Source organism: Thioalkalivibrio sp. ALE23, from assembly GCF_000378545.1.
Classification (GTDB): domain Bacteria; phylum Pseudomonadota; class Gammaproteobacteria; order Ectothiorhodospirales; family Ectothiorhodospiraceae; genus Thioalkalivibrio.
This window is the reverse complement of the sequence record NZ_KB900049.1, coordinates 1-9,222: the sequence shown is the minus strand read 5'-3', so window position 1 is coordinate 9,222 and position 9,222 is coordinate 1. Positions and strand designations below refer to the sequence as shown.

Genomic DNA, 9,222 nt, shown 5'->3' with positions numbered 1-9,222 from the left:
AACGTCATGGGGTCCCCATGGGCGCCTTGCCGGAAAAACTCGAACATATCGGGCAGCCGGCAAAACACATAGGTGCCCAGGTCGCCGCTGATGGCGATATACCCCGGCCACGTCGTCAGCGTGAAGCTGTTGATGACGGTATTCGGGGCGCTGAACCGGATGCTCCGGTACTCGCCCTCGTCCTTTTCAATCGTTATCTGGTGTGCTGCCAGTCGTTTGATGACGTCTTTCACGAGATTTTCGTGCTGTTGTTTCATGTTTCTCTCCTGAAAAGAGCCCCGGAGCCTCCTCCGGGGCTGGATTGAATGGATGTCTTCAGGCCACCTTTTCGCGGTGACCCGGTTCGATCCGCCCTCCGTTTTCGCGAAGGACGACCCGAGCCAGCATCCGAAGAGCTTCTTCGAGCGTCCGGCACTCGGCACCCATGCGGTCGCGGCACCACTGGATGCCGGCCTCGGACGGCATGAAGTAGGCCACCGCCGTGTTGTCGAGCAGTTTCCTGATGCCGTAATGCCACTGCTCGTCGGGCGTGCCGATCGGATCCCGAATCGGTTCGTCGTCCTCGAAAGTGATCAATTCGATCTCCTCCTCGGGGACGTAGAGGGTCATATCCTCCAGGTGCCGTGTGAGAATCCGGTCCTGTTCGTTGATTGACCGGACCCAGATCAGGGATCCGAGTTGGTGGCGATACGCTTTCATGGCGACCTCCAGATGAGCAGACCCCCGGCCCGGGGTCTGCATGAATCAACAGACCCCGGAGCCGCGGGGAACCTACTCAGGAAGCGCGACGACGGCGCGGTGCCGCCGTCCCATAAAACCCTTCCACCGCGATTTCGAAGAGAATCCTTCGGGTCTGGTGGAGGGTCATGGGAACCAGGTCTTCGGCGTCCCAGACTTCGGAGGTGAAGTGGGACGAACGCACGCGGGACGGCTGGACGAACCAGCAATCCCCACCCCGGTATTCGAGGTAGGTGTAATTGCCGTCCGTTTCAGCCACGGGCCAGTACGCCGGCATCGAACCGGTGTAATGGTGAACCGCGAGGGTGAAGAGGACCTGCTTGGGAATCTCGATCACGATGGCGGTCGAGATCCCCGTTTTTGATGTCACCGGGACCGTGATCATGCGGTCCTGGATATTCGGTGCGATCGGGGGGATCGCACGGAGTGGACTGCTCATGGCGTGACCTCCATAAAAAAGGGGTCACGCACCCGCCGGGGTATCGTGACCCCGTTGGGTGATAAGATGTTGGGCGTTTTGCCCCTGGACCGAAGTCCGCCGCCGTTACCCAGGCGTTGGGTGGTTACTGCCTCGGACGCTACCGTTTCCGGCGAAATCCGTCAAACCCCGTGCGCGTTTCGCGCCCGCGAAAAATGGCGTTTTTCCTCCCGGACGTTAAACTGAACCCTGAATCCATACGGTACTGAATGCCATGCCCGAAGCCCTGACGATCCGTTGCCCTATTTATGCGCCGCCGGATCACGTCCAGGAAGTTGAGGAGCGCGCACTGTCTTCCGATTTCCTTCTGAATTATCCATCCCTGATGGATGCGGAAGTCTTTGTCGAGCGCAACGAGATCGATGAACTGGAAGTGGTTTTTCCCGATGACGATCTTCCCGACGTGCGTGAAATCTATCGCGTGGTGAGCCGGATGCTCGAGGATCTGGAGGAGCGTGAGATGGATGCTCTGTTCGAGGACGACGAGGACGAGGACGATTAAGGTCCTCTCCTAACCGCCGTATCCCCAACCGGAACCGCCTCCATAAGGGCACCAGCTACCGCCCTCGGCAGTTTCTTCGCAACCACCGGGGTTGCCATACTCGTTGCTCAGCTCCCCTTCGATATAGACGCAGCTGTAGTAGTTGCTGGAACCGCCACTGGTATTCTCCTCGGTCTCCCAGTACACGCTGTCGTGGAAGTCCAGGCGTCCGTTGACTTCGGCACCGTCCTGAAAGCAGGCCTCTTCGTTTACGCCGCGGTTCCCGCCGCCCTGAACCGTCTGGTCTTCTCCCACGAACAGGTAATCGAAGTCGCCGCCTGAACCGCCGGGCGGGGCCCCGTTGTCTCCCGTTACGCAGGTCCATTCGGCCTCGTCGCATTCCGAGGGCGGGGCCCCGCCGCTGCCCACGGCTTCCAGATGCACGCAGAGCCGGTGGCTCGCGGGGGCATCCGCCAGTCGTTCCGCGCCGCCCCAGCCGAGAATTTCGGATTCGGCCGACCCCGGGCAATCCGCCTGTGCGGCGTCCGTACACTGGAAGCCGGCCCGCTGGGCGTCGCCCACCGGATGCGCCTGCCCGTCACAGTCCATGTCGTCCGCGCTGATGCGCATAACGCCACTCTCGGCGGCGAACATGGCCTTCTCGCCCAGAACCCGCTCAGATCCAACGAGCGTGCTTGAGCCGATCATGGTGGCCGCACCCGCGGCGATCACGGAGACCAGGATTAGCAGGAAAAGGGCGATCAGCAACAGGCTCCCGCGCTGTCGCGCCGGCATCCGGACGCCGGGCCGCCGATCAGCGCCAGTAGGCATAGATGAGGGCTTCGTATCCACGCTCGGTCTCCATCTCGAGGGCGTACAGGTCGTCGATGCCTGTCTCGTCACAGCGGAAGCTCCGGATGGGGTCCTCTGGCGTTCCGGCCATGGCTTCCCCGTTCAGGCGAATCCGTCCTCCGGCCCGCTCAAAAACACGATCACCGCCGTTGACCGACAGGCGATCCTCCGTGCATTCGCGGATGCTCCGTGCGTTCCGTATTTCGCGCGTCAGCCGGTCCAGGGTCATCCCGACCCGGTTCTGGGTTTCGGTGGCCTCTCGAGCATCGAAAACCGCCTCGGTGGACACCCCGAAGAAGCGGGCGACCGTGCTTCCGATCACTGCGATGATAATCAGAACCAACACCATCTCCAGCAGTGTGAATCCACCCCGACGCATGGCTCAGTCCTCGTCTTCGCGTGGGATCTGCAGCGTCATGGGCGGGAAAGCGGCCTGGTCCGCGGACCGGATCTCGACCCGGTTGTAACCCGACTCCCCGACGCCGTCGCACGTCACCGGGCTACCGGTCTCAGTGCGACACGCGCAGGTCACCTCAAGGCGGGTGCCGGCTTCGCAGGCCTGCTCCAGAACCTGGCCTTCCGTCGCGGACCCCGACCAGGTTTCCAGGTCCCCGCCCTGGCTGCACTGATCGTCCAGGTCGAAATCGGAGTCGCCGTAGTGAAGGGCGATCAGGGCCTCCCCGCACCCCCGAGCTTCCCGGGCATACGACTCCGTATCCTCGGTATCCGCAATGCCACCGCTCAACAGGGCAAAAGTCCCCGCCAGGCCAGCCATTGCCACGGCGATGATCGCCAGTGCCACCACCAGTTCGATCAGGGTCAGGCCGCGTTCTCGGGGTTGAGCCACCATCACTGGCTGATCACGGGGAAGCCCGCGACCTCCCGCCGGCGGGGGCAATGCGGCCGCGGCGTCATCGTGAGCTCGCCCGGCCATGCAATCTGCCCATAAGGGTCGACTTCCCGCAGACACACCGTCAGCTGGCGGCGGGAAAGACCCAGGTGTTCCGCAGCTTGCTCCCGCGTCAGCCCGAGATCGTGCGCCAGGCGCCGCAGGTCCGCCAGCGAGATTGCGCGCGCACGGTCGCTCAAACCGCCACATCCAGTTTGATCGCCGGATGCGGGTCGTAGCCGTCGACCCGAATGTCGTTTTCCCCGAACGCGAACAGGTCGGTGACCTCCGGGTTCAGGTGCAGCTTCGGCCGCGGTCGGGGTGGGCGGTCCAGCACGGTCCGCGCCGCATCGAAGTGGTTGTGATAGATGTGGGCGTCACCGAGCGTGTGGATGAACTCCCCGGGCTTCAGGCCCACGGCCTGCGCGATCAGGTGGATCAGCAGGGCGTACCCGGCGTAGTTGAAGGGCACCCCTATCATGACGTCCGCCGACCGCTGGTATAGCTGACACGACAGCTTTCCGTCCGCGACATAGAACTGGAACAGGGTGTGGCACGGCGCCAGGGCCATGCTGCCTTCAGCGGCATTTTCGTGCGGCTTGAGATCGTCATCCGGCAGGTCCGAGGGGTTCCAGGCCGAAATGACGTGGCGCCGGGAGTCCGGAAACCAGCGCAGGTTGTAAAGCAGTTCGGTGATCTGATCGATGCCGGTGCCGGGCTCACCGTGCCGGCCGCCCCAGTTGCGCCATTGGTGGCCGTAAATGGGGCCGAGGTTACCGTTCTCGTCCGCCCACTCGTCCCAGATGGTCGCGTTCAGATCCCCGATGTTCGTGGACCCCGAGAGAAACCACAGGATCTCGCGGGCGGCGGCCTTCCAGTTCGTTTTCTTCACCGTCACCAGCGGAAAGCCTTCCTCCAGGTCGAATCGCATCTGGTAGCCGAAGACCGAGCGGGTGCCGGTTCCGGTTCGATCCGGGCGATCCGTCCCTTTCTCGAGGATGTGCCGGATCAGGTTCTGGTACTGCTCCATCGGTCGTGCCTCCGTGGCGTTCTACGCGGCCGTGTGCTGGCCGCGGTCAGTCGTGGGTTTCGTGGGTATGGTTTCGTTGGTGTTCGCGTTGGGTGTCCTTTTCGCCTTCGCGGTCGCGCGAATCCTCCCACCGCCAGGCCTGGTATCCGATGGCAGCCAGTCCTGCGACGACCAGGAGAATGGCAAGGACCCCGCCGATGACATCCGATGTCGACATGGAACCTCCCTGTGTTTCTCTCGTTCAGTGGTGATCGAAATCGCTGCCCGTGCCCATCGAGGACGAGGAGGGGTCACTGAAAGAATCGTATCGGCTCGGGTGATGGAACATATAGTATTCCTCGGTGGAGCTGCGACCCTTCATCTGCGCCATCCCCGAATACCTTTCCTTTTTCACTGAAGCCCTTTCCTTTTTCACTTTATTGCCGTTTTTCGCCGTCTGACCTTTCCCCGGCATGGGCGGGTCGAATACGTCGCTCACCCAGAGGGCGATAACTCCCAGCACAATGAAGATTGCTCCAAGAACCAACAGGCTGATGAACATGCTCGGCTCTTCCATCAGACGGCCTCCTCTTGCTGTTTTCGTTCGCTTTCGGTCACGACATCCGGCCATTCCGACCGACCACTTTTCACCTGGTTACCCATTCTAAGGATTTCCGGCCCCTCCGGTCGCATGAACGCCGCGTGGAAACGCAGCGCCGTCTCGGCGGCTTCGCGGGCGGTCTCCGCGATAATGGAGACGGAGCGCCCCAGGGTCACGTTGGGTGGAAGCGGGAACGGGGTCGGGCGTCGAAAGCACGCCTCCAGATCGGCCCGCAACCATTCACCGCCGTTGTCGGTCACGCGGTCCATGTCTTCGGGGCCCAGGGGCAGGGCCAGTATCCGTTCACCCCGTTCTTCGTCCAGCAGAAAACTCCCGACGCAGATCCGCTCCCCGGAGAACTCGATCGGCTCCCAGTAGACATGCGTGAACGTCCATTCCCGTTCGTTTTCCATCCCATCGCTGTGATGTCCTACGTCTCCTTCGTACATGCGGCCTCCTTCCAGTTCGAGGGCTTGTTGATTCTGCCACGAGCGAAAACCCTCCCGGTGTCGCGGTTCAAGCGCGACACCGGGAGGGTTGCGGGGTGGGGCTATTCTTCGCTGGCGACGCGGGCCTGAATCGGCGTCGCCTCCGGCATCAATCGGCGTTCGACTTCCCCCTCGGGGATATCGAGGGCCACGATCCGGACGGCGCTGAATTCCCGGTTACGCGAATACTCGTTCCGCCGCTCTTCAAGAAATTCCGGGTTGATGTCGTATTCGTACTCGGTCATCGCTCCCAGAGCTTCGGGGCCGTACTCTCCCTCGTAGCTCTCTTTGCGCTGTGCCAACAGGACATAGATTTTCACGCTTCGGCCTCCTTCGAAAGATCCTTGGATGCGGCTTCCTCTCGGGCGCGCAGGGCGTTGTTCAGCCCAATCAGGCGATGAGCCACGTCCTCGGCTGTTTCGGGCTCCGACGGCGGGAAAATCGGCATCAAACGGGACATAAGCTCTCGATAGGATCCGCCCTGTTGGAGCGCCGCTGCGCAGTCGGAAGCGATGTGTTCCGCCTCGGTCGCTTCCATGTCCCAGGCTTCCAGCAGCAGCTGGCGGATTCGTTTGTTCAATTCAACAGTCAATTCATCGCTCCCCATACGCTGTGGCCGATTCGCCTTGGGTCTTCTTCAACTCCTGGTACGCTTCCTTGATCTCCTGATAGTCCCATCCGGTGATGCACTCCTCGTTATAGGTGACGAACAGGATACTTCCACACCCGTCGCCTCTGCGCTCCTCCACCATTGGCTCCAGATCCGGCTGTTCTGCGACCATTCGCTCGATCTCGGCGTTTCCTTCTTCTCCAATCGTTCCGTTCGATTCGATGAAGAAGGCGACGACCGGAAACGCCATCAGAATCAGGATTGGAACCCCGATGTCGAGGGCCCAGTTGTACCGGGTCAGATGGAGCCCCTTGGGAATCGGCGTTTCCTCGCGCCTTTGACTTCTCGTTTTCGGCTTCGGCTTCTGTTCCGGCCTGAAACGGGTTTCGGCATAGATAACGCGCCCCTTTTTTTCGGGGTTGCCTGGGTCGTTGATCTCGTTCGTCTTCGGGCGATTATTCCGGCTCATGGAATACCCCCTTGAACCTTGGAGGGGCAAAGGGGTGTTTCACCCGCCTTTGCCCTCACTATCCTGCCCGACCGGGTACTCTTCGGGGGCAGTGGGATCGCCCACGAGCCCCCAACGGAGGCTGATCCCGTCCCAGGGCCTGCGGGTGATCCGTCCGCTACCATCCGCGCCCTTGCGGAGCACGGCCTGACCGTTTTCGATTTGCATCACGCGGACGTAATAACCTGCCGAGTTCTCCCAGACCTGACCTTCGTGAAAGCGTGTGACTCGATCATCCGAAATCATGGATTGCCCTCTGCTCGATGGATTCATCATCCACTTTGCCAGAGTTTCCCCGCCTGTCGATTTTTAGAAGATGCCGAACCAGACCGCTGCACCGTGGATGATCCCAACAGGGAAAAAGAGAGCGCCGATGACCAGAATCACCCAGGCTTCTTCCGCGATGGAGTGGATTACATGTGTAACGTACGCCGCCAGCATCGCGATTATGGTTAAAAGTCCCAATACATTCTGAACTTCTTGACTGTTGAGCATTGTTCCTTCCTGCTCCTTGTATTCCTTTAGATTAGCGTTTTTCTGTATTCGGTCGCCACGCCGGAAAGGGTGGTGTATCCGTCGAACGGCACGGAAGGAAATGCCGGGTTGCCAGGCTTAACGTGATGGATTGAGCCCCCGCGTTCTCGTCGAAGCCTGTGTGGTACAGATGGCATACGGTCTCCCATAGTTACGACACCGCCCCCATCTGTCTGCAAGCCGATTCTGCCTTTTGCCTCCTTTCTTCGGTTCCTTCTTCCCCCCATACCCGCTTTCGAGCCACTTTGTATTCCACAACAAGAGGCCGACGGCCTTGATGTGCGATCTTTCTTTGGTAACTTTCCAAGACTTTATCTTGGTTTGTCAGGCAGAGATAAACAAGGCATTCGTCAGGATGGGTTTCCGGGCAAATAGGCCTTAGCTTCATCAGCTCTTTCTTGATGTTCTCTCTTGGCTCATGAAAGCTTTTGTGTTCGCGAGAGCTGGCGTACCTATAACCCAGCCAATACCCAAACATGGATATAACAAAAGTGCCTCCCAGGTAAACAGCCGCAACATTCGCTTCCTTATGCGTCTCACTTGGATTATCGCTTTCCTCCAGAAGGGTTGATAATCTCTCGTGCTCCTGCTGGGAGATGAGTATTAGCGCCACAAGTGTTGCGATAATCATCCAAATCATCGTGGATGACCAATCGCCCTGGATCGCCAGAAACGCAAAAAACGCAACGATTAAGACTGGAACCACGAAGTGCGGCCAGTCAACAATACCGCTGTACCAGGTCGCAGTGAATACTGCTGTCAGCAGCACTCCTGCAATTCGGTTTTTACGTCGATATCGAGCCTGATCTTCATTGGTTCGTTTCCAGCTTTCGAGTAGGTCTTCGTTCCATTGCTCGATCGTTTCGGGGGATGGGGGGTCGCAGTGTACATCGATGTCCGATACTTTCATCATTACTTTGTCTCCCCTCTCGTATTCTTCCGCTGCGCCCAGACTCGATCCCAGATTCCCACCCCCGGGTATTGGCGGATCAGTGGCTCGGGGTCGATCCCCTCCAGCTGCGCCAGGAACCGGCAGGCCTCTTCCCAGGCACGCTGATCGCCGTATTCAGCGACCGAGAACCTCCGCTGGATTGTGGTTCCATTGCGGTATTTTCGAACGCCCCAGGCCCGATATTCGTAACGCCGTCCGTTTTTCTCGCTATCGGTCAGCATCGGCTGAACACCGCTGACCGGAGACAATCCCTTGGGCTTGCGCGCCTGGCGCCGCCGTTCGCGGGCGGCCTCCATTGCCCGGAGCAACTGCGCGTCGTACTCCAGGGCAGCCTGACGAGCCTTTTCGACCACATCAGGCGGGTCCCGGTCGGCCCGGGCGGGGAAGCTGCGCTGGTGGGTTTCTCCGTTGATCGTGCGGCGCACGATGAAGCCGTAGGTTCCCGAGGGTGATGGGGTTCGGGTGTGGTCTTTCATGGCCTCTCGCGCGGATTCGTTTTCGTCGTGGCGCCGGTTTCGCCGGCTCAGTCCTGCCCGATGGCGCTGGCGTCGATCACCCGCCAGTATTGGCACTGTTCCCGACGCATGCCGGGTTTGGCATAGATGCATTCCTCCGGGCGGCCGTAATCCAGCACACAGTTCTCGTCGATGATGCCTTCGATCTCGGCTTCGACATGGCAGCCGTATTTCATCCGCCCAAGGGATTCGGTTTCGAACATCTGTCCGATCGCGTCTGCCGCATCGTACATCCCGAGGCGGTTGGCGACCTGGCTCAGATCGGCCATCTGTTCGCTCACCGAGTCCTGACGTTGTGGCTGCGCCGGAATGGATTGCAGCAGATCCGTACTTTCCATCTTTCCTCTTCCTCTTTTCGATGTATTCAGGGAAAGCGTATCGAACCGCCTCCGTTTGTCGATTTCTTCACTCGACCAGGATCGACGGGAGCAGGGGATAGGGAACGCGAATACGTGCCCGCCGGCCACTTTCCCAGGCGCCCAGAATCGTCACGGTTTTGGGGTTGCGTCGCTCGATGATTCCATTGAATCGAACCCCCTGGTAGTCGATCGCCAGTTGACGACCAAG

At 60.1% G+C, this 9,222-nt stretch carries 19 protein-coding genes; 1 reads left to right on the top strand and 18 read right to left on the bottom strand.

The window, feature by feature from the left end; genetic code table 11:
* The 3 genes from F573_RS0113335 to F573_RS0113325 form a co-directional block, all read right to left on the bottom strand.
* On the bottom strand, positions 1 to 257 hold a 257-nt coding region (locus F573_RS0113335), incomplete at its 3' end, for a hypothetical protein (RefSeq protein WP_026300935.1).
* Between the two features lie 58 nt (positions 258 to 315).
* Positions 316 to 741 carry a hypothetical protein gene (locus F573_RS0113330; RefSeq protein WP_155986674.1) on the bottom strand — a complete coding sequence of 142 codons (426 nt, stop codon included), beginning with the start codon at positions 739 to 741 and terminating at the stop codon, positions 316 to 318.
* 34 nt (positions 742 to 775) lie between these two features.
* The gene (locus tag F573_RS0113325; RefSeq protein ID WP_019023003.1) at positions 776 to 1,177 is read right to left on the bottom strand and encodes a hypothetical protein; all 402 of its coding nucleotides are present in this window, start codon (positions 1,175 to 1,177) and stop codon (positions 776 to 778) included.
* A 253-nt stretch (positions 1,178 to 1,430) separates the two neighbouring features.
* On the opposite strand from F573_RS0113325, the gene F573_RS0113320 reads away from it, so the two are divergent.
* On the top strand, positions 1,431 to 1,718 hold the full coding sequence (locus F573_RS0113320; protein WP_019023002.1) for a hypothetical protein: 288 nt from the start codon (positions 1,431 to 1,433) through the stop codon (positions 1,716 to 1,718).
* Between the two features lie 9 nt (positions 1,719 to 1,727).
* Here the strand turns inward: F573_RS0113320 and F573_RS0113315 are convergent, their stop codons facing one another.
* The 15 genes from F573_RS0113315 to F573_RS0113245 form a co-directional block, all read right to left on the bottom strand.
* Positions 1,728 to 2,465: a pilus assembly PilX N-terminal domain-containing protein gene (locus F573_RS0113315; protein ID WP_019023001.1), complete on the bottom strand. Its 738-nt coding sequence runs from the start codon at positions 2,463 to 2,465 to the stop codon at positions 1,728 to 1,730.
* 46 nt (positions 2,466 to 2,511) lie between these two features.
* Positions 2,512 to 2,928: a type II secretion system protein J gene (locus tag F573_RS0113310; protein ID WP_026300933.1), complete on the bottom strand. Its 417-nt coding sequence runs from the start codon at positions 2,926 to 2,928 to the stop codon at positions 2,512 to 2,514.
* Positions 2,929 to 2,931: 3 nt separating this feature from the next.
* Positions 2,932 to 3,399 carry a type II secretion system protein gene (locus F573_RS0113305; protein WP_019023000.1) on the bottom strand — a complete coding sequence of 156 codons (468 nt, stop codon included), beginning with the start codon at positions 3,397 to 3,399 and terminating at the stop codon, positions 2,932 to 2,934.
* Entirely contained in the window at positions 3,399 to 3,638 is a 240-nt protein-coding gene (locus F573_RS0113300; protein WP_019022999.1) for an antitoxin Xre-like helix-turn-helix domain-containing protein, read from the bottom strand. Before F573_RS0113300 ends, F573_RS0113305 begins: the two co-directional genes overlap by 1 nt.
* Positions 3,635 to 4,468, bottom strand: a complete 834-nt coding sequence (locus F573_RS0113295; protein ID WP_019022998.1) for a thymidylate synthase — start codon at positions 4,466 to 4,468, stop codon at positions 3,635 to 3,637. The genes F573_RS0113300 and F573_RS0113295 overlap by 4 nt, the downstream gene beginning before the upstream one ends.
* 46 nt (positions 4,469 to 4,514) lie before the next feature.
* A complete protein-coding gene (locus F573_RS15125; RefSeq protein WP_019022997.1) occupies positions 4,515 to 4,685 on the bottom strand; it encodes a hypothetical protein in 171 nt (56 codons plus the stop codon).
* A gap of 24 nt (positions 4,686 to 4,709) precedes the next feature.
* Positions 4,710 to 5,024, bottom strand: coding sequence for a hypothetical protein (locus tag F573_RS0113285; RefSeq protein ID WP_019022996.1), 315 nt, complete (start codon positions 5,022 to 5,024; stop codon positions 4,710 to 4,712).
* Positions 5,024 to 5,497, bottom strand: a complete 474-nt coding sequence (locus F573_RS14405) for a hypothetical protein (protein WP_155986673.1) — start codon at positions 5,495 to 5,497, stop codon at positions 5,024 to 5,026. The genes F573_RS0113285 and F573_RS14405 overlap by 1 nt, the downstream gene beginning before the upstream one ends.
* A gap of 101 nt (positions 5,498 to 5,598) precedes the next feature.
* On the bottom strand, positions 5,599 to 5,856 hold the full coding sequence (locus F573_RS0113275; RefSeq protein ID WP_019022994.1) for a hypothetical protein: 258 nt from the start codon (positions 5,854 to 5,856) through the stop codon (positions 5,599 to 5,601).
* The gene (locus tag F573_RS14400; RefSeq protein WP_155986672.1) at positions 5,853 to 6,128 is read right to left on the bottom strand and encodes an ATP/GTP-binding protein; all 276 of its coding nucleotides are present in this window, start codon (positions 6,126 to 6,128) and stop codon (positions 5,853 to 5,855) included. Before F573_RS14400 ends, F573_RS0113275 begins: the two co-directional genes overlap by 4 nt.
* Before the next feature lies 1 nt (position 6,129).
* Positions 6,130 to 6,615, bottom strand: a complete 486-nt coding sequence (locus F573_RS0113265) for a hypothetical protein (RefSeq protein WP_019022992.1) — start codon at positions 6,613 to 6,615, stop codon at positions 6,130 to 6,132.
* Positions 6,616 to 6,963: 348 nt separating this feature from the next.
* A complete protein-coding gene (locus F573_RS0113255; RefSeq protein WP_019022990.1) occupies positions 6,964 to 7,149 on the bottom strand; it encodes a hypothetical protein in 186 nt (61 codons plus the stop codon).
* A gap of 190 nt (positions 7,150 to 7,339) precedes the next feature.
* Positions 7,340 to 8,101: a hypothetical protein gene (locus F573_RS15120; RefSeq protein WP_155986671.1), complete on the bottom strand. Its 762-nt coding sequence runs from the start codon at positions 8,099 to 8,101 to the stop codon at positions 7,340 to 7,342.
* On the bottom strand, positions 8,101 to 8,616 hold the full coding sequence (locus F573_RS15285; protein WP_019022989.1) for a hypothetical protein: 516 nt from the start codon (positions 8,614 to 8,616) through the stop codon (positions 8,101 to 8,103). The genes F573_RS15120 and F573_RS15285 overlap by 1 nt, the downstream gene beginning before the upstream one ends.
* Positions 8,617 to 8,663: 47 nt before the next feature.
* Positions 8,664 to 8,993, bottom strand: coding sequence for a hypothetical protein (locus tag F573_RS0113245; protein ID WP_019022988.1), 330 nt, complete (start codon positions 8,991 to 8,993; stop codon positions 8,664 to 8,666).
* Positions 8,994 to 9,222: the final 229 nt, after the last annotated feature.

Coding starts and splice junctions, on each gene's coding strand:
- F573_RS0113330 (WP_155986674.1), bottom strand. CDS start 741: ATGCAGACCCCGGGCCGGGGGTCTGCTCATCTGGAGGTCGCCATGAAA.
- F573_RS0113320 (WP_019023002.1), top strand. CDS start 1,431: ATGCCCGAAGCCCTGACGATCCGTTGCCCTATTTATGCGCCGCCGGAT.
- F573_RS0113310 (WP_026300933.1), bottom strand. CDS start 2,928: ATGCGTCGGGGTGGATTCACACTGCTGGAGATGGTGTTGGTTCTGATT.
- F573_RS0113255 (WP_019022990.1), bottom strand. CDS start 7,149: ATGCTCAACAGTCAAGAAGTTCAGAATGTATTGGGACTTTTAACCATA.
- F573_RS15285 (WP_019022989.1), bottom strand. CDS start 8,616: ATGAAAGACCACACCCGAACCCCATCACCCTCGGGAACCTACGGCTTC.
- F573_RS14405 (WP_155986673.1), bottom strand. CDS start 5,497: ATGTACGAAGGAGACGTAGGACATCACAGCGATGGGATGGAAAACGAA.
- F573_RS0113245 (WP_019022988.1), bottom strand. CDS start 8,993: ATGGAAAGTACGGATCTGCTGCAATCCATTCCGGCGCAGCCACAACGT.
- F573_RS0113265 (WP_019022992.1), bottom strand. CDS start 6,615: ATGAGCCGGAATAATCGCCCGAAGACGAACGAGATCAACGACCCAGGC.
- F573_RS15120 (WP_155986671.1), bottom strand. CDS start 8,101: ATGATGAAAGTATCGGACATCGATGTACACTGCGACCCCCCATCCCCC.
- F573_RS0113295 (WP_019022998.1), bottom strand. CDS start 4,468: ATGGAGCAGTACCAGAACCTGATCCGGCACATCCTCGAGAAAGGGACG.
- F573_RS0113305 (WP_019023000.1), bottom strand. CDS start 3,399: ATGGTGGCTCAACCCCGAGAACGCGGCCTGACCCTGATCGAACTGGTG.
- F573_RS15125 (WP_019022997.1), bottom strand. CDS start 4,685: ATGTCGACATCGGATGTCATCGGCGGGGTCCTTGCCATTCTCCTGGTC.
- F573_RS0113325 (WP_019023003.1), bottom strand. CDS start 1,177: ATGAGCAGTCCACTCCGTGCGATCCCCCCGATCGCACCGAATATCCAG.
- F573_RS0113285 (WP_019022996.1), bottom strand. CDS start 5,024: ATGGAAGAGCCGAGCATGTTCATCAGCCTGTTGGTTCTTGGAGCAATC.